Genomic DNA, 21,497 nt, shown 5'->3' with positions numbered 1-21,497 from the left:
CCAGCATGGGCGTGGTCAGGGTCGTTGCGATGGCGTCGCCGGTTTCAGCGGCTGCAGATGCGTGGCAAAGAACGCCACGGTGCTTGCATCCACCCGCGGCAGCACGCTGCGGTCAAAGCCGGGCGGGTCGCCCAGCAGCTCACGGGTCAGGTCGTTCATGCGGTCCAGGGGCGGCATGGGCGACAGCATGATGCCGTGGCTGCCGTCCTGCAGGTCGGCAAGGTGGGTGCAGCGGTCCTGGCACGCGGCCAGCACGGCGCTGCTGTGAAAGCGTGGAATCTGGTTGACGTCCTTGCCCGCGGTGATGAGCCCCAGCGCGATGCGGGGGGTGGCCAGGCTGTCCATGTCGAAGTCGGCCGCAAACGGCACCACGGCCACCGTGGCCGCCACGCGCGGGTCGGTGTGTGCATACAGCGTCTCGTCGCCAAAGCGGTGGCGGATGATGGTGATGGCCACGGCCTTCTTGATGCCGTCCAGCCAGTTGCCGTGCAGGCGGGTGGTGAAGCCGACGCAGGACGAAAAATCCTCCGCCAGATGGGCCTCGCAGTGCTGCTTGAAGCGGGCGGGAGACCATTGCCCCCCGGCAAACACCAGGGCGGTGTGGCCCCCGGCCGAACCACCGAACACGCCCACCTTGTCCAGCGCCAGCAGCGGCGCCAGGCGCGCGTCCTGTGCGACGGCATCCACTGCGCGGGAGACCTCGGCGGGGCGGCGCTTCCAGCTCTCCGGGCCGGGGGTGGAGTGGTCTTTGTAGTTGTCGCCCGCATGCTCTGGCAGGGCCACCACAAACCCGGCCTGCACCAGCGCACGGGCCAGGTCGGTGTGCACCCAGGGGCTGCCGCCAGAGCCGTGCGACACCACCACCAGACGGCCGTTACCCGCCACGGGTGTGCCCTGCCAGGCCAGCTGCAGCGCAAAAGGGCCGCGCTGCACGGGCTGGTCGGCCTCTTGTGCCGGATAGAACACCGTGACGGGGCCGTCGCCCTGTTGCCCGGGCAACTCTGCGAGACCCACGCCTGCATGGGCGGGGCTGGCTGTGATGACGGCTGCGGCCAGCAAGGCCAGGCACCAGGCCATCCAGGTTTTTGTCATGGCCGTGTTTTTGTTGGGAGGAGTCATCATCAGCCGATCAGCGGGGGTTTTGCGCAGCAGCCAGTCGGTCGCGTTCCGCCTGCACCATGCGCTCGTGCAGGTCGCTGCCACCCGCAAGAACGAACACCACCACGCCATGGATGGCCAGGCCGATGCCCCAGCCCAGGGCCGGGAACACCGCCCAGTGCCGCCCGCTGCCCACCGACAGTGCGACCAGCAGCAGGTTGACGAGCAGGTACACGCTGGCATGGATGTACCAGCCCATTTTGGCCCCGGCACGGCGGCGTGCCAGACGTTCGAGGGGATCGGTAGTGAAGGTGTGGTTGCGCATGGGGTGCTCCTGTGCGGAGGGATCGTTACGGGGGGCTCAGGCGGTGGCGGGTGATGTCGCCAAGGGGGCGCTGCGCTGAACCAGCTTCCACAGCCGCAGCGCGCGGGCCGCAAACAGACCGTTGAACACGCCATACAGCGCAGCGATCTGCAGTGCAAAGCCGCTGTCGCGTGCCAGGGCGGGTTGCAGGGCCAGCTCCACACCCACGAGGTATTTGGTGAGGAAGATGCCCAGGATCAAGGCCAGCGGCATGGCGCTGCCCGGAATGTAGAAGCAGCGTGACTTGCTTTCGTACAGCGTGCCCTGGGGCGCTGCAGGTTGCAGCCACAGCGCCACGCTGGCGATGAACACGGCGGCCACCAGCCAGGCGACCACCGGCAGCAAGGCCTGGCCAGCGCCGCCAAAGGCCGAGGCGATGCCATACACCGACAGGCCGGTCATCGCCACCGGCATGACCATGGCCCGCACCAGGCTCACGTTGCGGGCCAGCAGCTGGCTGCCGCCCAGCCAGAGCAGACCGGCCAACAGGGCCCAGACCCAGTAGGGAGTGTTTTCGATGATGCGACCCAGCATCTGGGGTTGTTGGACAAGGAGGTTGAGCAGCATGGTGGTCGTCCTGTTGTAAACAATGAATGGAGGGGTGGGGTCAGATCAGTCCGAGTGCGGACCAGACCGTGTGGCCCAGAAGACGGTCGGGCAGCAGCGTGAAGCCGCCAGCCACCACACAGGCGCCGATGTAGGTGCGTTGCATCATCTTGCGGTGGCCGACGATGTTGCGGCGGGCGAGGAACACAAAGGCCATGGCCAACATGCCCAGGGTGACGGGGATCAGCAGGTGAATCAGACCGAAGCTGCCCCAGCGCGGGCCGGGGCCGCCGGTGATGAAGAGGGCCGACACGGCAGTGGCCACCATCAACGTGACCCAGGCGTAGCCGGCCGCGCGGTGCAGGCGGGGGCGCTGCGTGGCCCCTTGGCGGGCCCACAGGGCAATGGGGCCGATGGCAACGGCCGCCAGCGCGGCGGCAAGATGGATGGCGATGACGGGGGTGATTTGCATGGCGGGGCTCCTGGCGGGTTCGATGGAACGAACTGTGCCGATGCCCTTCCCGGGGCGCCACAGCCCTGCGACGAAATGCAGCCCACCGGGCGTGAAATGCAGCCACGCGGAGTGAGTGGCGGGCGGATTGGGCCGCCAGAAGCAACGCGGCGGGCGTTTTGCCAGGGGGGGCTGGAGCCCACGGCGGATAATCCCGCACCTATTTGCAAGGAGTGCGCGTGGACGTTGTATTGCTGGTCAAGGCCGCCATCATGGGGGTCGTCGAGGGGTTGACGGAGTTTTTGCCCATCTCTTCCACCGGGCACCTGATCCTGGCCGGGTCGCTGCTGGGGTTTGACGATGCCAAGGCCAAGGTGTTTGACATTGCCATCCAGACGGGTGCCATTTTTGCGGTGATCCTGGTGTACTGGGCCAAGATCCGCTCCACGCTGGTCGCCTTGCCCACCGAGCGCCAGGCCCAGCGATTTGCGCTCAACGTGTTCATCGCCTTCGCGCCTGCCGTGGTGCTGGGGCTGCTGTTTGGCAAGGCCATCAAGGCACACCTGTTCACACCGGTGGTCGTGGCCAGCACCTTCATCATTGGTGGCTTCATCATCCTGTGGGCCGAGCGGCGGCCGCCCTCGGCCACCCGCATCCACAGCGTGGACGCAATGACGCCGCTCGATGCCATCAAGGTCGGCCTCGTGCAGTGCCTGGCCATGATTCCTGGCACCAGCCGCAGCGGCGCGACCATCATCGGAGGCATGCTGCTGGGCCTGTCGCGCCAGGCGGCGACGGACTTTTCGTTCTTCCTGGCCATCCCCACGTTGATTGGCGCCGGGGTATACAGCCTGTACAAAGAGCGCGCGCTGCTGTCGGCGGCCGACATTCCGCTGTTTGCCACGGGGCTGGTGTTCTCCTTCCTCAGCGCGTGGCTGTGTGTGCGCTGGTTGTTGCGCTACATCAGCAGTCACAGTTTTGTGCCGTTTGCCTACTACCGCATCGTGTTCGGCGTCATCGTTCTGGTGACCGCGTGGACCGGCTGGGTGCAGTGGGCCGACTGATAATCGGGCCATGCGTTTCATTACCGGTCGGGTCTCCTTTCCCTTGATTTCCTTGCGGGCGCTGGCGCTCGCCGGCTTGTCGGTCAGCCCCTGGGTGGGCGCCCAAGGCTTGCCAGAGGCGGCCAGCACCGAAAGCACGGTGTCCGACAAGGCAGAGAGCCAGCAGGCTGCGGCTCCCAAATTCAACTACGCGATCGGCGCCATCGTGGGCAGCAGCCCCGACTACGCCGGGGGCGATGGCCGCAAGAACAGCCTGCGGCCCGCCTGGGCCATCGAGTACGGCCGGTTTCGCCTGAGCACTTCGCGCGGCAGCGCCTTCATGGGCCACGGCCTGGGGCCCCGCGAGTCCGGCGCCAGCGCCACGCTGGCGCAAAGCGACCGCTTCAGCCTGAGTGCAGCCTTGCGCATTGACAAGGGCCGTGACGGCTCGGATGCTCCCATCCTGGTGGGGTTGCCGTCAGTGCGGTCCACCCTGCGGGCACGGATCAGCGCGGGCTATGCCATCACCGACCGCTGGGCCGTGGGGGCCGGGGTTTCGCAAGACATCTTGGGCCGCGACGGCGGCGCGCAATGGTCTACCAGCGTTGGCTACACCTGGCCCGTGACGGAGCAGACCAAGGTCAGCTTCGGGGCGGGCGCGAGCTTTGGGGACCGCACCTACGTGCGGGGGCATTTTGGGGTGCCGGCCGGTGGCAGCAGCCCCTTGCCTGCGTTCGAGCCACGCGGCGGGCTGTACAGCGTAGATGCCGGGGTGGAGGTGATGACGGCGCTCAACCGGCACTGGGTGGTGCTGGGCGCGGCCCGCGTGTCGCAGCTGCAGGGCGATGCGCGCCGCAGCCCGTTGACCGTGCAGCCGGTGGGCTATTCGGTCTCCGTGGGGCTGGCCTACCGGTGCTGCCGCTAGGCGCATCCGCTGTGGCAAGGGTTCAACGGGAGCGGTTGTGCCTGGCGAAAGTGCTAAGCTGCCGCTCACAGACAGTTACGCCCAGGCGGCCGCACCCCGTGCCATCACCCTGTCGTGGTGTGTGAAGCTGCCCCTCCGCTGATCCTTTCCCCCACTGGGGTATTGCCGCATGACGCCAGAAGCGCCTGAGTTGTCCTCGCACCCGGAGACCGCCCGCCAAAAGGTGTGGTCCAAGGCGGACCTGCTTGATGTAATCACCCGCAGCGCAGGCGCCACCATGGCTGTGATCGACCGCAGCCTGTCGATGATCTATGTGAACGACGAATACGCGCGCTGGTTCGGCACGGTGCCGGAGGAACTGGTCGGCAAGACACTGGTGGAGGTCTATGGCGAGCAGGACTGCGCCCGGTTCATGCCGTTTGTGAACCGCGTGCTCAGCGGCGAGCGGGTGCAGTACCAGCGCATGCTGCGCACGCCCTACGGCTTTGACGAGTGGCGCACCATCTGCCTGACGCCCTGGCACAACCCGCAAGGCGCGATTGACGGTTTCATCACCACGGCGCTGGACGTGCACGAGCTGCAGGTCACCATGAATGCGCTGCGCGCGGCCAACCAGCGCCTGTCTTCCCACATGGAGAACAGCCCCCTGGCCGTGGTGGAGATGGACCACCAGCTGCAGCTGCTGCATTGCTCGCAGCGCGCGGTGCAGCTGCTGGGATGGCTGCATGTGGCGGGACTGGAAGGGAGGCTGCTGACGGACCTGCTGGCCCCAGCCTCGATGGACGACAGCCTGCAGCAGGCGCTGCAGCGGCTGCAGTCCGGCCAGGAGTCCCAGAACCGGGCCGAAACCTGTTTTGTGCGCAGCGATGGCACAGAGGTGCACTGCGAGTGGTTCAACTCTGCCCTGACGGACGCCGACGGCCAGGTGACCTCCATCATGGCGCTGGTGCAGGATGTTTCCGCCAAGATCCAGATCGCGCGGCAGCAGCACTACCTGGCCAACCACGACTCACTGACCGGGCTGCTCAACCGGGCCGCGTTTCAGGGGCGGCTGGAGCAGTCGCTGCTGCATGCGCGGCACACCGAGGGGTCGGTGGCGCTGTTGTTCATTGACCTGGACGGGTTCAAGCACGTGAATGACGCCGAAGGCCACCGCGCGGGTGACGAGGTGCTGCGCATTGTGGCCCAGCGCATCGCCAGCACGGTGCGCGCGGGCGACACCATGGCGCGGCTGGGCGGTGATGAGTTTCTGGTGATGCTGGACCACGAGGTGACCCGCGAAGTGACCGACACCATCGGCCACCGCATCATCGACGCCCTGCAGCAAGGCATGACGGTGGACGGGCGCGAACTGCGCATTGGCGCCAGCATTGGTGTGGCGGTATACCCTCCGCTGGAGGGAGACATCGACGCGCTGATGAACCGTGCCGACCAGGCCATGTACGCTGCCAAACGGGCGGGTAAGGGCCGTCTGCATTACGCGTTGACGGCCTGAGCCCTTTTCCTCCCTCAGCGCCCCCGCAGAGCAGGGGCGCGGTATCACGGCAGTCGGATGCTTTGCTGGAAGTGGAAGAAGTTGCCGGGGTCGTAGGCCGCCTTGATCCGCTGAAGCTGCGGGTAGGCTGGGCCCCAGTAGGCAGAGGCAAAGTCGACCAGCCGCGCATCCGGGTAGTTCTGGTACACGTGGCCGTTCAGGAAGGGCCGCACGAGCTGCATGAAGCCGTCGAGCCAGGCTTCCATCTGGGCGCGCTCCGCCGGGTTGCGCCAGAACACATCCACCACCAGGTCGGCGTCGACATTGCGATGCACAAAGGCGCTGTCGGCCACCGGGTAGCGGTTGATGGCGCCGCCATAGGGCTCCAGATAGGCCAGCGACCAGGGGTTGGGCGACGTCTTGAAGTAGTCGATGATGCACTGCCAGTCGGCGGGCGAGAGCCGGGTGTTGATGTATCCGCTGGCCTTGGTTTCGGCGATCCCGTCCGGCAGGTTGTCGGGCAGGGTGTAGGGGTGGTCTTCCAGCCACACGTTCATGTCCGGATAGGTGCCGGTCTTGTCCACCAGCAGCTGCGCGCTGGGGATGGCCATCAGCGGTGCAATGGCTGCCAGCCCGTCCTCGCGGCTGCCGCAGAACATGCCCTGCACCATGTACACCGGCACACCGTTCTGGAAGCCCAGGTTCATCATGTAGCCCAATGCGTCGGGCGCACCGGTCTTCATGTAGCCGGCCTGCATCAGCGTGAGCACCTGGGCCGCGTGAATGGCGTCCCAGCTGATGGCCCAGGCCCAGACCTGGTCCAGCCGCTGCATGCGGTAGGTCACCTGCAGCACCACGCCAAAGTTGCCGCCGGTGCCGCCGCGCAGGGCCCAGTAAAGGTCGGAATGCTCCTGCGCGCTGGCGGTGACGATGGTGCCGTCGGCCAGCGCCACACGGAAGGAATCGACCAGGTCACTCTGGATGCCGAACGCGCGCGATGTGTAGCCGTAGCCGCCACCTTGTACAAAGCCCCCCACGCACACGCTGCCACAGGCGCCCGTGGGCACGTGCCAGCCCGTGTGGTTCATGGCGCCGTTAAAGTGGTCGAAGTCGGTGCCCGGCAGCACGTGCACGCGTTCACGTGCAGGGTCCAGCACCACGCCCTGCAAGTCGCTCAGGTCCACCACCATGCCGCTGTTGACCGAGTAGCCCGCGGTGCTGTGGCCACCACAACGCACGGCCACCCACACGCCATAGGTGCGGGCTACGGCCATGCACTCCAGCACATCGTTCTCGCAGGCGCAAAAGACGATGATCTCCGGATACGACTGGAAGGCTGGGTTTGACTCCTGCCGCGCTGCGTTGTAGTCGGGGCTGGATGGCAGCACGATGCGCCCTACGATGCGCGCCTCCAGAGCGGCCACCGCCTCCCATGTGAGCACCGGCGTGCTGGCCTGCGCAGCGCTCAACGCCGGCTGTTTTGCCGCCAAAGATAAAAAGTGTGCGACGCGTGCGTCTTTGGCAAGGCGGGCCGAACTTTTGCGATGGGCCATGGCGAGCGATCCTTCAGGAAGTTGCGAAGCCCCGGGTGTACCGGAGCAGGAGCGCTTTGACCAGAGGGAAATGGCAGGCGTGTCTTTCAGCCCGCTGCTGGGCAACCACCTCCGGATCGTGAAAACGATCTCAGGACGACGACAGCGCGAGGTCGCCCGTGTTGCGCCGCAGGCAGAACTTGCCGCCCTGTTTGCCGCTGTACATGGCGGCATCGGCCAGCTTGAGCAGGCCAATGGCGTCGGTGCTGTCGTGCGGCGCGATGGCATACCCAATGGTCAGACCGATCTCCACCTGCACGTTGTTCAGCGAAAACGGTGAGCGGAATGCATCCAGCAGCTTGTGGCCCAGCTCTTGCGCCTGCTGCAGGCTGTGCAGCTGTCCAGCCATCACCACGAACTCGTCGCCACCCAGGCGAGCCACCAGGTCACTTTGGCGCACATGGCCTTGCAGGCGCCGGGTCACGGCCACGAGCAGCTCGTCGCCCACGTCGTGGCCATGCTGATCGTTGACGGGCTTGAATCCGTCGAGGTCCATCACGTACACAGCCAGCATTTTTTCTGCGCTACAGCGCGACAGGGCCGATGCGAGCGAGATATTGAGCCCGCGCCGGTTGGGCAGGCCGGTGAGCGGATCGGTGTGGGCGAGTGAGCGCATCACGTCGCGCTCGCGGTTGGCGTCCAGCGCCTCCAGCCGCAGCGCCTTGGTGCGCAAGCCCAGCACACGCATGAACAGCAGCATGTCCAGCGTGGCGCCAAACTGGAACGAGTGCAAGGTCCAGAAGTTCACCGGCACCCAACCCTGGATCACGCCAATGACCGTGGCGGTGGCCAAAAAATACAACAGCCAGGCGAGCAGCAGGGTGGAGCCCACCGGGTCGCCCAGCCTTGCGCGGCGCACCGCCCCCGGAATGCCCATGAGCGCTGGCACCAGCCCCAGGATGCTGACGATGCCTGTCACTGCGCGGGTGCTGAGCAGGTCGAGGGCATACAGAGCAGCCAGCACCACGCACAGCACTGCGCCGCCACGCATGCTGCGCAGCAGCCAGCTGCGGGGCCTGTCACCCGCCAAGGCCTGGCTGATGAAGAGAAAGGAGCCACAGGTGGCCGTGAGCGCAGCCAGACTGGCTGCATGCAACTCCACCCATGGCATATCGCGCCACAGGTACTGCGTGCCCAGGCCGAACAGGTGTAGCGAAAACAGCAGGCTCCCCGCAATGAGCAGTGCGTACTGTATGAACAGCACGTCGCGCAGATTGAGCCACTGCGCCAGGCTGTAGATCAGCAGGCACAGCGCCAGCCCGGTAAGGATGCCCTGCAGCATCTGCTCGTTCAGAGCCTTGCTGTGCCAGGTGGTGGGCTTGTTCATTGTGATGGGCAGCACCATTGCGCCCCGGGTCTCCACGCGCAGCAGCAGGTCGTAGGTGTGTCCGGGCAACATGGCCACGGGCAGTGCATGGGTGCGGCTGCGCAGCGGGCGCTGGGTGTAAGGCTGCAGGCTGCCCAGCGTGGCCTGCTGGGTCACATGGCCGTCTGCAGCCAGGTACACCTCGATGCGTTGCAGCACGGGATAGTCGATGTCCAGCACCCACAGGCCGTTGGATGTCACGGGCACGGTGACCGGGATGCGTACCCACACCGGCTCGGCCCGCACGCCCAGGGTGCCGCTGGTTCCGGGTGGGGCCTGAAAGCGTGACAACTCCGCAAGGACATCATTCACGAGCAGGGTGCCGGAGGGGTCTGGCAGCACAGTGACGGCGGGCCAGGCCTCGATGGAAAGCAGGTCATCCCGCAGTTCAAGGGGGGCTGCCCGCGCACTGGTCGGTAGGGCTGCCAGCAGAAGACACAGTGCCGACAGCAGGCAGGCCACTCGCCACCAGCTGGCAAGAACCGGGCGATGCACAAACCCACTCAAGCGCGTGTACGTCATGAGGCCAGCGCCAGTTCGCCCGGGTTGCGGCGGATGCAGTGTTTGCCACTCTCCTTGCCTGTATACATGGCTGCATCCGCGAGCCGGACCAGGTGCTGTGCATCGTCACTGTCCAGCGGTGCCAGCGCGTAGCCGATGGTCAGGCCCACCTGGATGGAGAGGTGGCTCAGCCGGAACGGCTTTTCAAATGCATGCAGCAAGGCCCGCCCCAATTCCTGGGCTTGTTCGGGGGTGGCCAGCTCGCGCGCCATGACAATGAATTCGTCCCCGCCCAGCCTTGCCACCAGGTCGGTGTGCTGTCGCACATTGGCCTCCAGCCGGTGGCCCACCGCCACCAGCAGGTCGTCGCCCACATCGTGGCCATAGGTGTCGTTGACTGGCTTGAAACCGTCCAGGTCCATCAGGTAGAGCGCTACCAGGCGTTGGGGGCTGGCCTGCGCCAGCGCCGATTGCAGCGCCATTTGCATGCCGCGGCGGTTGCACAGCCCGGTCAGTGAGTCTGTGTAGGCCAGCGAGCGCATGGTGTCGCGCTCGCGCAGCGCTTCAGAGGCCGCGTGGCGCAAGGCGGCAGAGCGTTGACCCAGCACCCGCAGGAACAGCAGCATGTCAGCCGCTGCGCCGAGCTGGAAGGAGTGCAGCGTCCAGAAATTGACCGGCAGCAGGCCTTGCACCAAGCACACCATGGTCACGGCCGCCGTGAAGTACGCAACCCAGGCCGCGAGCAACGTGGTGCTGACGGAGTCCCCCCGGCGTGCCCGCGCTACTGCGATGGGCAGGCTGATGAGAGAGGGTAGGGGGCCCAGGACGCTGATGATGGCGGTGGTGGTCCGGGTGTTGATCAGATCGACCAGGAAGGCCACGAGCAGCACCAGGCTCAGCACTGCCCCCGCCTGCATCACCCTCAGGAACCGGCTGTGTGGCATGTGGCCCATCAGCGCATGGCCCATGAACAGGAACGAGCCCGCAATGGCCAGCAGCCCCGCCGCCCCAGCTGCGTGAACTTCGATCCAGAGCCGGTCGCTCCAGAGGAATTGGGTGCCAACGCCGAAGAACTGCAGCGAGAACCCGGCACTGCCCACCACCAGCATGCAGTAGTAGAGAAACAGCTTTTCGCGCTGGCTGACCCACTGGGTGAAGCTGTAGACCACCAGGCACAGGGCCAGCCCGGCCAGCACGCCCTGGAACATCTGCTCCCGCAGCGACCGGTGCACCAGGTAGGGCGCCTTGCTCAGGGTGATGGGCACGATCATCGCGCCCGAGGTTTGCACGCGGATCAGCAGTTCATAGGGAGTGTCGGCTGCCAGGTCCAGCGTCATCGCTGGGGTGCGGCCCCGCAGCGGGCGCTCGGAATAGGGGCGCAGGTTGCCCAGCGCGGCGTGTTGAGTCAGACGGCCTTGCTGGGTCAGGTAGATGTCGACTTCGTTGAGCACCGCAAAATCGATGTTCACGATCCATTCATTGCCCGACGCCACGCGCGACATCAGCGGCACGCGCAGCCAGATGGCCTCCTTGCGCACACCCAGGCTGCCGCCACGGCTGGGGGGCTCTGCAAAGTCAGGCAAGCGTTCCAGTGCGTCTTGCACGCCCCATTGCAAAGATGGGTCGGCCAGCAACGTGGCCACCGACCACACGTTCACCGGGCGGGCATCGGCTGGCAGAACGAGCGGGCCGGGTTCAGCGGCCCGCGCAGTGGGCAGGGCCAGCACCTGCCACAGTGCCAGTACCAGCAGCCACAGCAGGGGGTGCCAGGGTGTCGGCTGACTGGGGAGCAGGGCGTTGCGTTGCATCGTCGTCATGCCAGTGCAGCCGTGGCGGGGATGCGCCGCACCGAGTGCTTGCCGCCTTGTTTGCCCGCGTACATCGCCGTGTCTGCATGCCGCAGCAAGCCCTGCGGGTCGTCACTGTCGAGGGGGGCCAGCGCGTACCCGATGGTCAGGCCCACCTGGATGCGCAGATGGCTCAGCGTAAAAGGGTGCTCAAAGGCCCGCAGCAGCGAGCGGCCCAGGTCCTCCGCCTGCTCGGGCGTGGCCAGGTCGCGGGCCATGATGATGAATTCGTCACCGCCGAGCCGAGCGACCAGGTCGGTCTGGTGCCGCACATTGGCCAAGAGGCGGTGGCCCACGGCCACCAGCAGGTCGTCGCCCACATCGTGGCCGTGCGCGTCATTGACGGGCTTGAATCCATCCAGGTCCATCAGATAGACCGCGACCAGCCGCTGCGGGGAACAGTGGGCCAGCGCGGCATGCAATGCGTGCTGGAGGCCGCGCCGGTTGCTCAGGCCGGTGAGCGGATCGGTGTTGGCCAGTGACTGCATCAGATCCCGCTCGCGCATGGCCTCCTGGGCCTGGGCCTGGGCCGCGCGGGCGCGCAAGCCCATCACGCGGAAGAACAGCAGCATGTCCAGCGTGGCGCCAATCTGGAACGAGTGGAGTGTCCAGAAATTGGCAGGAATCCAGCCTTGCACCAGGCACACCATCGTTCCGGCGGCCACGCCAAAGGCGATCCACGCCACCAGCAGGGTGGCGCCAATAGGGTCCTTGTGCCGCACTCGCGCCATGGCAGCAGGCAGGCTGATGAGCGAGGGAAGGGCGCCCGCCAGACTCATGAAGGCAATGGCAAGGGGCACGGTCAACCAGCCCACTACCAACGCGATATAGACCGCTGCGGTGACGGCCGCACCCACCCGCATGGTGCGCGCATACCGGCTGCCCGGAGTGTCGCCGGCCAGCGTGTGGCCCAGGAACAGAAACGATCCCGCCAGCGCCATCAGTCCTGCTGCCGGACCCGAATACCGGTCCATCCACGGGTTATCGGGCCACAGATACTGCGGGCCGACGCCAAAGAACTGCAGCGAAAAGCCCGCACTGCCCAGCACCACCAACGCATAAAAGCCGAACATGCGATCACGCTGAGTGACCCACTGGATCAGGCTGTACGCGAAGAGGCAGAAGGCCAGCCCGTTGAGCAGGCCCTGCAGCATCTGCTCGCGCAGGGCCTGGCGCAGGTGAATGGGCATTTCGCTGACCGTGATGGGCAGAATCAGCGGGCCGGTGGCCTGGACCCGTATCAGCAGGTCGTAACGTTGCCCCGGCTGCAGGTCGAAGGCCATCGCAGGCGTGCGGCCAGCCAGCTGCGCTGGATCGGACTGGCGTGCTCGGGCCTGCTGAAGCAGCTTGCCACCCCGGGCCAGGTACAAATCGGCCCTGAGCGAGCTGTAGCCAATGTTGACCACCCACGGGGTGCGCAGCGCCTCGGGCGCAACCAGGGGGATATGCAGCCACATGGCCGCCTTGTGTACGCCCAGCGAGTTGTTGCTCCGTGCTGGAGCCTTGAACTCGTCCAGGCGGTCCAGCATGTCCTGTACCGAGAGCTCGTAGGTGGGGTCTGCCTTGAGGGTGATGGCCTCCCAGGCATCCACCTGCGGACTGTCCTGTGTGAGCACCAAGGGTTCGCCCGCCTGTGCGCTCCGGGGTAGGGTTGCAGCCAGGAGTACCAGCAGACACAGCACCCACGTTGCCACGCCGCAACACATGCACCGCAAGCGGGCCAGCATCGGAAGGTTGCGCGGCAGCGGTTGCATTGGCGTGGTGGCTAGGGCGATGTGGCTTGCTGTGCCTGGCCTGTCTGGCCCGCCTGCGCGGGCTTTGCCTTGCCAGCCAGGCCCCGGCTCCAGCTGCCAGAGGTGGTCAGCCGATCCTCGATGCGGTTGAGCCAGCCGGGGGCATGGGGGTCGTCGCTCCAGCTGTGCACCACGGTGTCCACCTGGTTGAGCAGTTCAGTGGGCAGTTGCAGCGGACGCGTCTGGCTCATCAGCACCCGGCTCATGAAGTGGTAGCCCAGCGCCCGCGTGAGCATGCGCACGATCGAAAAACGCGGCAGCAGCAAACCCACCACCGCATCGATGGCGCGGGCCAGCAGCAGAACGCACCAGAACAGCAAGGCCGACAGCCACGGAACGGGCTGATTCAACCCCAGGTCCTCGGCGGTTTCTCGCCCGCACAGGTAGCGGGTCATGAGCTGCGGGAAGGGCTTGACGATGCGCCAGGGCAGCGCGTTGGCCATGGTCTGCATCAGGGCCTGCCCCAGGGCCGGGCGCGGGTCGGGCGTGACCGGCTCTGCGCGGCCACGGGCCTGCATCAGTGTCATCAGTGCATCGCCTTGCGCCATCGTTTCCACCATCAGGGAGCGGTCGATGCCAAGAACGTGACCCACCACGTTCCAGGCGTGGAGGTAGGCTTCTTCGTCGCCGGGCGGCAGACCGAGACCCAGCCGACGCATGCTGCGCAGGAACACGTAGCCGAAGGTCAGCAGCGTGTAGGCCAGCTCCTCCTGGTTGCAGGGCAGACCTTTGGCGGCCAGATTCCAGCCACGTGCATACAGGGTCTGGTACATGACGGACCGGCCACCACCAGCGGGGGCTGCACGCGGCACCACCAGGCCGTCTCCGCCAGCCTTCCATTGCGCGATGGCATGTTCGGGGCTGCCGTGCAGGATGAGATTGCGCACCGTGGCGTGGATCAACCGCACCTTGAGTACCTGCGCCACACCGGCACCCCGTGGGCTGAGGCCTCCGTGCAGCATCACCGGGAAGATCATGGCCGCCGTGGAACGGATGCGGTATTCGGTGTTCTGTTCCAGCTGGCCGGTCGTGTGCAACACGCTCGACAGGTCCGGGACCACATAACACTCGGGCAGGCTTGCACAGAACAGCAGGATGCAAGACAGCGCACCGTGGTCCATGAAGAGTTTTTCGGCGCGCTCGATCTTGCGGGCATCGGCCCAGGGCGGCAGCACCTGCGCCGCCTGCACATAGTCGTTGAGCGCCTTGGCCATCTCGGCGGTCACATAGCCTTTGGCGGCCTTGTCACCATCTCCCACCTGCACCGGGCCTTCGGTTGCCTGCCAAGTGGCCAGCGTCGCGTTGTCGGTCCACTGGCTGAACAGCAGGTTCACCGTGTTGATGTGCGCCCATTGCGGAGCGTCGGCGGCGACGTCGCCGGGGGGCCAGGGCCCAAGGATCTTGGCAATCGTAGCGTCGGCCAGGGGGTCGGCGTGGTGCTGCATGGGTGCCAGATCGGCAGCTGGCAGCAGAGGGTTGTGGGGCTTGCTGGTCATGCCGCGACCTTACCCGGTGCGCGCCAGCGTTGGAAGCCCGCCAGCGCGCAGAGCAGCGGAATCCCCATGGCAAAGGCTGCAATGGTCCGGATTTCTACCGGGCTGCCCAGAATCATCTGGAACACCATGCCAGCCGCGTAGATGGTCAGCGGCACCATGGCGTGGCGTCGCAGGAAGGGGCTGGCGGGTTGCAAGGGGAGCTGGCGCACCGACATGCGAAAGCTGAAGATGATCACAAAGGCCACGAACACCCAGCCGAAAAAGCCCTGCACGGTTTCGCCAAACCAGGCCCCATCGGTCTTGGCCATGATCCACGCCTTGAGGGTGTACACAAAGTAGGGGTCTGCGCCCAGGTCGAACGCGGTCACGATCATGGCTGCCAGAAATGACAGCATGGCGGCATTGCCCAGGCCAGGAGCGCCGTCCACCGCCGATTGCCAGACGATGAGGTTGCTGATCACATAGCCCGCATACGTCAGTGCAAACCACATCATCGGAATGACCAGTGGCACGTCCAGCAGACGAGGGCCCAGCACATCGGTGTAGGTGTAGTGCCCGAAGAACCAGCCCCGGCTGGAGCCCATCTGTTCGGCAAACCAGCCCAGGCTGACCGCGATCAACACAAACTGCAGGGCAGCGCGGGTGCCCAGCAGATGCGCTGCACTGGTCCAGCAGCAGGCAAACATCAGCACCGAGGCGATGACGATGGCGATGGTGGTGTCATTGTGGGTGCGCACCGCTGTTGCGATGACAAAGGCGGCCAGCAAGGCAAAGCTGAGCGCGGGTAGGCGCCCGGCCGTCGGGGGCTGTGCAGACATGTCGGGTGTATCACGCTGTAACAATTTCGCCAGTGTAGGGGATTGGCGCGGCGTGTGTGTCCCCTGTTTGCCCTGATCGGGGGGCGGTGTGGGGCGTTTTTTCGCGCCTTGCGGTCCGAATTTGGTGGTAAGGCGGAACGCAGGCGACCCTGCGCGGGGATCTGCCAGTACGACTTAAGTTTGGCGGGGCGTGAGCATGGCCAGGTTGAGCAGCGCTGCTTCAATGGCTGCTGCAGTGGCCACGGGCTGCTCCATGGGGAACAGGTGGCTGCCGTCCAGCATCATGGTGCGGCCCTCGGTGACACGCAGCGTCATGGCCATGCCGACCTGCTTCATCTCTTCGGAATCGCGGCCGCCGATGAAGGCGGCCGGGCACTGCAGCGGGTGCTTGCTCAGCAGGCGGCCCAGGTTGTGCGGCAGGGTGTTGTAGATGGCGGTCTCCACCGCGCGGTCAAAGCCCAGCACCCGCTTGCCGTCCTGGTCTTGCAGGCCGTAGGTGATGTAATCGTGCAACACATCGGGGTGCCAGCGTGCAAAAGCCTTCTTCTTGCAAAAGTGTTCCAGCGCCTCTTCGTTGCTGGCCCAGCTGAACCGCCGCTGGCGGCTCACCCGGCCCGGCGATATCGAACCCACCACCTGGGTGCGCTTGGCCACGCTGACCACGTTGGCCTTCCAGCCGCCAATAAGGGGCGAGTCGATCAGCAGTACCCCGCGCACCAGTCCGGGGTGGCGGGCGGCGGCCATCACGCTCAAAAAGCCGCCCAGCGAATGTCCCACCAGAAACACCGGCTGGCCCAGGCGCTGCACCTGCACCGTTGCAAAGTCGGCCAGCTGCTGCACCAGGTGTGGCCAGTTGCTGGTTACAGGGTACTGCGGGTCGTGGCCATAGCGTTCGACCGCGCTGACTTCAAAACCCCGGGTCTTGAGGTGCTTGAACAGCACGCGGTAGGTGCTGGCCGGAAAGCTGTTGGCGTGCGAGAAAACGATGGGGAGCATGGAGGGCATGGCGGGGTGGCAGGGCCGGGGTGCAGGCGCGCATGCGGCCGGGTGCCGTGGGGTGCGCTGGCCTGCAGGGCGTCAGATCAGCCGGTCGGTATGGTTGGTGATCTTCTTGAGTGGCTTGCTGCGCGCCGGGCTGACCATGATCGGCACCTCGGTAGCGCCGCCGGTCCAGGCGGGGTCCTCGATGCTGTCGAACACCTGGCGCAGCTTTTGTCCCCAGCTGTCGTGCAGCATCCGAAAGTACGGGTTGTTCTCGTCGATGCAGATGACCTTGTCGGTGGCAAAGCGGTCCACCTCGTACACCACCAGGTCCAGCGGCAGGCCCACCGACAGGTTGGACTTGAGCGTGCTGTCCATCGACACCAGCGCGCACTTGGCAGCCTCGTCCAGCGGGGTCTCGGGCGTGAGCACGCGGTCGAGCACGGGTTTGCCGTATTTGGATTCGCCAACCTGGAAGTACGGTGTTTCGGATGTGGCCTCGATGAAGTTGCCTGCCGAGTACACCTGGAACAGGCGCATGCCCTCGCCCTTGATCTGGCCGCCAAACACCATGGACACATTGAAGTCCACGCCCGAGCGCTTGAGTGCCGCGCCGTCGCGCTCGTGCACGTGGCGCACGGCGGCGCCCAGAACGCGGGCAGCGTCGAACATGCTTTTGGCATTCCAGATGGTGATGGCTTCGCCCGACTCGCCGTCCTTGATCTGCTCGGTCTGCAAGATCTCTCGCACCGATTGCGAGATGGACAGGTTGCCCGCCGACAGCAGCACCATGAAGCGGTCACCCGCCTTCTCGTAGACCATCATCTTGCGAAATGAGCTGATCTGGTCCAGGCCGGCATTGGTGCGGGAATCGGACAGGAAAACCAGCCCGGCGTTGAGTTTGATGGCGACGCAGTACGTCATGGAGCAATGGGGGTTGTTGTTTGGAGGTAACCCGCGAGTTTAGTCGCCTGTGGCATGGGCGGCCTGTGTGCCCTGCAGGCGGCCCCCAGTTGTTGCGGGGTGTGGATACTCAAAAATGATAGCGGCCAGGGCATATGGCACTAGCGCCTGATGCCCCTGGGACTCAAAAATGCGCTGGCGGTGTGCCCTGAGCCCGGTCAGCAGCCTGCAGCGCAGCCGGGGTGGGCGTCGCTTCAGCCTGCCATCTTCTTGAGCTGGTACAGCGCATCCAGCGCTTCGCGCGGGCTCAGGGCGTCGGGGTTGATGCCGGCCAGCGCGGCCTCGAGAGGGCTGGCGCCCGCGCTCTCGGGCACCTCGGGCGCGGCGAACAGGTCCACTTGCAACTCATCCTCACCCGCGCGCTCTTCGAGCGCTGCCAGCGCATGGCGGGCGTGGTGCAGCACCGGCGACGGCATGCCGGCCAGCTTGGCTACCTGGATGCCGTAGCTGCGACTGGCCGGGCCGGGCTGGATCTCGTGCAGGAACACGATGTCGGTGCCGGACTCGGTGGCGCTCACATGCATGTTGATCGCGTGGCGCGCTTTTGCTGGCAGCTCGGTCAGCTCGAAATAGTGCGTGGCAAACAGCGTGAAGGCGCGGGTCTTGTCGTGCAGGTGGGTGGCAATACCGCTGGCCAGCGCCAGGCCGTCGAACGTGCTGGTGCCCCTGCCGATCTCGTCCATCAGCACCAGGCTGTGGGGCGTGGCGGCGTGCAATATTTGCGCAGCCTCGGTCATCTCCAGCATGAAGGTGGACTGCGCGTTGGCCAGGTCATCCGCCGCGCCAATGCGGGTGTGGATGGCGTCGATGGGCCCCAGGCGGCAGCTCGCGGCGGGCACATGGCTGCCCATGCTGGCGAGCAGCACGATGAGCGCGACCTGGCGCATGTAGGTCGATTTACCGCCCATGTTGGGGCCGGTGATGATCTGCATGCGCGTGTTGGCGTTCAGGCGCGTGTGGTTGGCGATGAAGCTGCCGCTGGATGTCTCGGCCAGTCGCGCCTCCACCACCGGGTGGCGGCCGCCCTCGATCTCGATGCAGGGCTCGGGCACGAACTGCGGCGCGCACCAGTGGAGGGTGAGCGAGCGTTCGGCCAGCGTGCACAGCACATCCAGCGTGGCCAGGGCCTGGGCCAGGCGGGTCAGCTGCGGGATGTGGGGTTGCAGCTGGTCCAGGATCTGCTCGTACAGCCATTTCTCGCGGGCCAGGGCGCGCTCGTTGGCCGACAGGGCCTTGTCTTCAAACGCCTTGAGTTCGGGTGTGATGAAGCGCTCGGCGTTCTTCAGCGTCTGGCGGCGGCGGTAGTCATCAGGCACCTTCTCGACATGGCTGCTGGTGACCTCGATGTAGAAGCCGTGCACCTTGTTGAACTGCACGCGCAGGTTGGGGATGCCGGTGCGCGCCTTTTCGCGCGTTTCCAGGTCCAGCAGGAAGGCGTCGCAGTTGGTCTGGATGGCGCGCAGCTCGTCCAGCTCGGTGTCGAAGCCGTTGGCGATCACGCCGCCGTCGCGCACCAGGGCGGCGGGCTCTTCGGCAATCGCGGTCTGCAGCAATGCCATGCAACCCTCGGGTGGTTGCAGGTGGCTGAAAATCTGCATCAAAAATGGCTCTGGTGCCCTTCCGTTCAGAGCAAGCAGCTCTGATTTTTGTAGCGTTTTGCCCAGCGCGACCAGCTCGCGCGGGCGCACCTGGCGCAGCGCAATGCGGGCGGTGATGCGTTCCACATCACTCACGCCTTTGAGTTCGCCGCGCAGCGTGGACCAGGGGCCCGCACCGCCGCCTGCACCGCCCGCGCCACGCAAGGCCGTGGTGGCCGAGAGGCGCTGGCGTGCCTCGGCGCGGTCGCGGCGCGGCTCCAGCAGCCAGGTCTTGAGCAGTCGGCTGCCCATGCCGGTCATGCAGGTGTCGAGCAGCGAGAACAGCGTGGGTGCATCGTCACCACGCAGGGTCTTGACCAGCTCCAGGTTGCGGCGCGTGGTGGCGGGCAAGTCGATGAGGTCGTCGTTGCGCTGCACCTGCACGCTGTGTACGTGGGTGAGGGTGCGGCCCTGCGTGTGCTCGGCGTAGGTCAGTAGTCCGGCGGCGGCGGCGTGGGCCTCGCCCAATTCGTGTGCACCCCAGGCCTGGAGGCTGGCCGCGCCCAGGTTTTCGAGTAGCTTGCGCTCGCCCAGGGCACTGTCGAACTGCCAGTCGGGCCGCAGGCTCATGGGGCAGGTGAAGGCGCCGCCTTGGCGCAGCACCTGCAGTTGTTGTTCAAAGCGCTCGGTCACGCCTGCGCTGTAGATCAGTTCGCTGGGCGCCACGCGGGCCAGCCAGGCGCCCAGTTCGTCGTGCGCACATTCGGCCAGGTACACGCGGCCCTGCGTCACGCTCAGCCACGCCAAGCCACAGCGCGCGCGGGGCGCCTGGTGCACGGCCATCAGCATCGATTCGGATTTGTCGGACAGCAGTTCGGTGTCGGTCAGCGTGCCGGGTGTGACCACGCGCACCACCTTGCGCTCCACCGGGCCCTTGTTGGCGCCCACTTCGCCCACCTGCTCGGCAATCGCCACCGACTCGCCCATCTTGATCAGGCGCGCCAGATAGTTCTCCAGAGCGTGGAAGGGCACACCGGCCATCACCACCGGCTGGCCGCCCGACTGGCCGCGCTGTGTGAGCGTGATGTCGAGCAGGCGCGCGGCCTTCTCGGCGTCCTGCCAGAAGACCTCGTAGAAGTCGCCCATGCGGTAGAACAGAAGCGTCTCGGGGTACCCGGCCTTGAGGGCCAGGTACTGCTGCATCATGGGTGTGTGGTGTTCGAGCGTGTCGGACATGCAGGGGGTGGCAGGAATGAGGCGTGGACTGTAGCAGTTCGATCATCGGGTTTCCCCCTGGGCAATTCCACTGCGTTCTGCCAAGATGTTACGTTTTGACATACTCTTGGCTGTATGCTGGCAGCTTGACCCTGAACGGAGCCACTCTCCGTCGAGAGTTGGTGTTTCAACCCCAGGATTCAGAGGCTTCAGAGCGACCGTGATTTCGTCCGAACTGTTGATCGACCTCCTCGCCCCTACCGGGGAAGGCGTCATCGAGCCCATGGCGCAGGCGCGCCTTCAAGCGCTGGTGGACGCGGTGCCGGTGGCGCTCATGGAGTTTCGTCTGCAAGACGGCCGCCTGCTGCTGCTGGCCGCCAACGCTGCGGCACGGCGCATGCCAGGGCTGGGAGCGGTACGGCATCCGGGCGTGGATGCGTCCGAGGTGTTTGACCTGCTGGCCAACACGCCGCTGCTGGACCAGTTGCTCGGCGTGGTGCGCGTGGGGGCTCCGCTGGAGTGCCGCCAGGTGGTGCGCGAGCCCGGTCGGCTGTTGCTGGCCTGGGACTTGTCGGCCCGCCGCGTGACCAATGACTGCATTGTGGTCACGGTGCGCGATGCCTCTGAAGCCGAAAATCTGCGGGTATCACTGGCCGCATCCGAGCGTGCGCTGGAAGAAGTGCGGCGCGAGTTGCGCGAGCAGACCGACGTGTTCAACACCATGGAGAGTCTGGCGCGCACCGGCCACTGGCGGCGCATTGAAGACCCGGGCGAAACGGTGCTGCTCTGGTCGCCAGGGCTGTGCGACATCGCCGGGTTTGAGCAGCAGGAATGGGTGGACCCCGAGCGCGCGGTGAGTGGCATCTTGCCGGAAGACCGGCACGTGTTCGACAAGATCCGAGAACGGGGATCTGGCCTGGATGTGGAGTACCGCTGGCGACGACCAGATGGCGAAGTGCGCTGGATGCGCTCGCGGGTTCAACGCACGCTGCCGCGCGACGGTGTGCAGGTCGTCATGGGGGTGGTGCAGGATGTAACGGACGAGCACCGCGCTGCGGAGCAATTGCGCGAACAACTCTTGTTCATTCAGCGCATTGCCAGCCGCATCCCCGGCTTCATCTACGAATACCGGCTGCATACCGATGGTGGCACCAGCGTGCAGTACATCAGCGATGCCGTGCGCGAATTCATGGGCGTGGAACCGCACGAGGTCACGGCCGACCATGGCGTGCTTATGCACCGCGTGGTGCCCGAAGACCTGCCGCTGGTGCAGCGCTCGGCCATGATGTCGGTGCGCAAGCTGGTGCCCTGGCAGTGCGAATACCGTGTGCGGATGAATGACGGGAGCGTGCGCTGGCACATGACCAACGCCATTCCACACCGCGAGGCCGATGGCTCGGTGGTGTCCCATGGCTTCACCATGGACATCACCGATCGCAAGCTGGCA

Annotated in this window: 17 protein-coding genes; 4 read left to right on the top strand and 13 right to left on the bottom strand. The window is 65.9% G+C overall.

Annotated features, from left to right (window positions below):
- Positions 1 to 15: 15 nt before the first annotated feature.
- Genes N4G42_RS18020 through N4G42_RS18005 form a run of 4 tightly spaced genes read right to left on the bottom strand, consistent with a single transcriptional unit; the run spans position 16 to position 2,480 of the window.
- Positions 16 to 1,092 (bottom strand): alpha/beta hydrolase family protein, encoded by a 1,077-nt coding sequence (locus N4G42_RS18020; protein WP_409557846.1) that lies wholly within the window; start codon positions 1,090 to 1,092, stop codon positions 16 to 18.
- A gap of 37 nt (positions 1,093 to 1,129) precedes the next feature.
- The gene (locus N4G42_RS18015; RefSeq protein ID WP_108499812.1) at positions 1,130 to 1,423 is read right to left on the bottom strand and encodes a 2TM domain-containing protein; all 294 of its coding nucleotides are present in this window, start codon (positions 1,421 to 1,423) and stop codon (positions 1,130 to 1,132) included.
- Between the two features lie 36 nt (positions 1,424 to 1,459).
- Entirely contained in the window at positions 1,460 to 2,029 is a 570-nt protein-coding gene (locus tag N4G42_RS18010; RefSeq protein ID WP_056067033.1) for a DUF6622 family protein, read from the bottom strand.
- A 40-nt stretch (positions 2,030 to 2,069) separates the two neighbouring features.
- Positions 2,070 to 2,480, bottom strand: coding sequence for a DUF2306 domain-containing protein (locus tag N4G42_RS18005; protein ID WP_260668154.1), 411 nt, complete (start codon positions 2,478 to 2,480; stop codon positions 2,070 to 2,072).
- 218 nt (positions 2,481 to 2,698) lie between these two features.
- Here N4G42_RS18005 and N4G42_RS18000 point away from each other — a divergent pair, with 218 nt between their 5' ends.
- The 3 genes from N4G42_RS18000 to N4G42_RS17990 all read left to right on the top strand — a co-directional run bounded on the left by N4G42_RS18000 (position 2,699) and on the right by N4G42_RS17990 (position 5,922).
- Positions 2,699 to 3,523: an undecaprenyl-diphosphate phosphatase gene (locus N4G42_RS18000; protein WP_260668152.1), complete on the top strand. Its 825-nt coding sequence runs from the start codon at positions 2,699 to 2,701 to the stop codon at positions 3,521 to 3,523.
- A gap of 10 nt (positions 3,524 to 3,533) precedes the next feature.
- Positions 3,534 to 4,427, top strand: a complete 894-nt coding sequence (locus N4G42_RS17995) for a MipA/OmpV family protein (RefSeq protein ID WP_260668151.1) — start codon at positions 3,534 to 3,536, stop codon at positions 4,425 to 4,427.
- A 169-nt stretch (positions 4,428 to 4,596) separates the two neighbouring features.
- Entirely contained in the window at positions 4,597 to 5,922 is a 1,326-nt protein-coding gene (locus N4G42_RS17990; protein ID WP_260668150.1) for a diguanylate cyclase domain-containing protein, read from the top strand.
- Positions 5,923 to 5,966: 44 nt separating this feature from the next.
- Here N4G42_RS17990 and N4G42_RS17985 read toward each other — a convergent pair whose 3' ends face one another.
- The 9 genes from N4G42_RS17985 to mutS all read right to left on the bottom strand — a co-directional run bounded on the left by N4G42_RS17985 (position 5,967) and on the right by mutS (position 20,071).
- Complete coding sequence (locus N4G42_RS17985) at positions 5,967 to 7,454, bottom strand: FAD-binding oxidoreductase (RefSeq protein ID WP_260668149.1); 1,488 nt, start codon at positions 7,452 to 7,454, stop codon at positions 5,967 to 5,969.
- Positions 7,455 to 7,584: 130 nt separating this feature from the next.
- A complete protein-coding gene (locus tag N4G42_RS17980) occupies positions 7,585 to 9,381 on the bottom strand; it encodes a diguanylate cyclase (protein WP_116747652.1) in 1,797 nt (598 codons plus the stop codon).
- The gene (locus tag N4G42_RS17975) at positions 9,378 to 11,168 is read right to left on the bottom strand and encodes a diguanylate cyclase (protein WP_260668207.1); all 1,791 of its coding nucleotides are present in this window, start codon (positions 11,166 to 11,168) and stop codon (positions 9,378 to 9,380) included. The genes N4G42_RS17980 and N4G42_RS17975 overlap by 4 nt, the downstream gene beginning before the upstream one ends.
- A 5-nt stretch (positions 11,169 to 11,173) precedes the next feature.
- On the bottom strand, positions 11,174 to 12,901 hold the full coding sequence (locus N4G42_RS17970) for a diguanylate cyclase (RefSeq protein ID WP_313771921.1): 1,728 nt from the start codon (positions 12,899 to 12,901) through the stop codon (positions 11,174 to 11,176).
- A 71-nt stretch (positions 12,902 to 12,972) separates the two neighbouring features.
- Positions 12,973 to 14,496, bottom strand: a complete 1,524-nt coding sequence (locus N4G42_RS17965) for an oxygenase MpaB family protein (protein ID WP_260668148.1) — start codon at positions 14,494 to 14,496, stop codon at positions 12,973 to 12,975.
- Positions 14,493 to 15,314, bottom strand: coding sequence for a carotenoid biosynthesis protein (locus N4G42_RS17960; RefSeq protein ID WP_099730863.1), 822 nt, complete (start codon positions 15,312 to 15,314; stop codon positions 14,493 to 14,495). Before N4G42_RS17960 ends, N4G42_RS17965 begins: the two co-directional genes overlap by 4 nt.
- A gap of 174 nt (positions 15,315 to 15,488) precedes the next feature.
- Positions 15,489 to 16,310, bottom strand: a complete 822-nt coding sequence (locus N4G42_RS17955; RefSeq protein ID WP_260668205.1) for an alpha/beta fold hydrolase — start codon at positions 16,308 to 16,310, stop codon at positions 15,489 to 15,491.
- A gap of 81 nt (positions 16,311 to 16,391) precedes the next feature.
- Entirely contained in the window at positions 16,392 to 17,219 is an 828-nt protein-coding gene (locus N4G42_RS17950) for a proteasome-type protease (protein ID WP_056067065.1), read from the bottom strand.
- A 233-nt stretch (positions 17,220 to 17,452) separates the two neighbouring features.
- Positions 17,453 to 20,071 carry a DNA mismatch repair protein MutS gene (mutS, locus tag N4G42_RS17945; RefSeq protein WP_260668147.1) on the bottom strand — a complete coding sequence of 873 codons (2,619 nt, stop codon included), beginning with the start codon at positions 20,069 to 20,071 and terminating at the stop codon, positions 17,453 to 17,455.
- A 199-nt stretch (positions 20,072 to 20,270) separates the two neighbouring features.
- Between mutS and N4G42_RS17940 the strand changes: the two genes are divergently transcribed.
- Positions 20,271 to 21,497: PAS domain-containing protein (locus N4G42_RS17940; protein ID WP_260668146.1), on the top strand; the 1,227-nt coding region annotated here is incomplete at its 3' end.

The sequence above is a fragment of the Acidovorax sp. K2F genome, assembly GCF_025246485.1.
Lineage (GTDB): Bacteria > Pseudomonadota > Gammaproteobacteria > Burkholderiales > Burkholderiaceae_C > Acidovorax > Acidovorax delafieldii.
Note: the sequence above shows the minus strand (reverse complement) of the source record. Positions and strands in the feature narration are given on the sequence as shown.

What these genes read in the sequence shown, in the direction of transcription:
- N4G42_RS18020 (WP_409557846.1), bottom strand. Translation starts at nt 1,092, where the DNA reads ATGACAAAAACCTGGATGGCCTGGTGCCTGGCCTTGCTGGCCGCAGCC.
- N4G42_RS18015 (WP_108499812.1), bottom strand. Translation starts at nt 1,423, where the DNA reads ATGCGCAACCACACCTTCACTACCGATCCCCTCGAACGTCTGGCACGC.
- N4G42_RS18010 (WP_056067033.1), bottom strand. Translation starts at nt 2,029, where the DNA reads ATGCTGCTCAACCTCCTTGTCCAACAACCCCAGATGCTGGGTCGCATC.
- N4G42_RS18005 (WP_260668154.1), bottom strand. Translation starts at nt 2,480, where the DNA reads ATGCAAATCACCCCCGTCATCGCCATCCATCTTGCCGCCGCGCTGGCG.
- N4G42_RS17995 (WP_260668151.1), top strand. Translation starts at nt 3,534, where the DNA reads ATGCGTTTCATTACCGGTCGGGTCTCCTTTCCCTTGATTTCCTTGCGG.
- N4G42_RS17990 (WP_260668150.1), top strand. Translation starts at nt 4,597, where the DNA reads ATGACGCCAGAAGCGCCTGAGTTGTCCTCGCACCCGGAGACCGCCCGC.
- N4G42_RS17985 (WP_260668149.1), bottom strand. Translation starts at nt 7,454, where the DNA reads ATGGCCCATCGCAAAAGTTCGGCCCGCCTTGCCAAAGACGCACGCGTC.
- N4G42_RS17980 (WP_116747652.1), bottom strand. Translation starts at nt 9,381, where the DNA reads ATGACGTACACGCGCTTGAGTGGGTTTGTGCATCGCCCGGTTCTTGCC.
- N4G42_RS17975 (WP_260668207.1), bottom strand. Translation starts at nt 11,168, where the DNA reads ATGCAACGCAACGCCCTGCTCCCCAGTCAGCCGACACCCTGGCACCCC.
- N4G42_RS17965 (WP_260668148.1), bottom strand. Translation starts at nt 14,496, where the DNA reads ATGACCAGCAAGCCCCACAACCCTCTGCTGCCAGCTGCCGATCTGGCA.
- N4G42_RS17960 (WP_099730863.1), bottom strand. Translation starts at nt 15,314, where the DNA reads ATGTCTGCACAGCCCCCGACGGCCGGGCGCCTACCCGCGCTCAGCTTT.
- N4G42_RS17955 (WP_260668205.1), bottom strand. Translation starts at nt 16,310, where the DNA reads ATGCTCCCCATCGTTTTCTCGCACGCCAACAGCTTTCCGGCCAGCACC.
- N4G42_RS17950 (WP_056067065.1), bottom strand. Translation starts at nt 17,219, where the DNA reads ATGACGTACTGCGTCGCCATCAAACTCAACGCCGGGCTGGTTTTCCTG.
- mutS (WP_260668147.1), bottom strand. Translation starts at nt 20,071, where the DNA reads ATGTCCGACACGCTCGAACACCACACACCCATGATGCAGCAGTACCTG.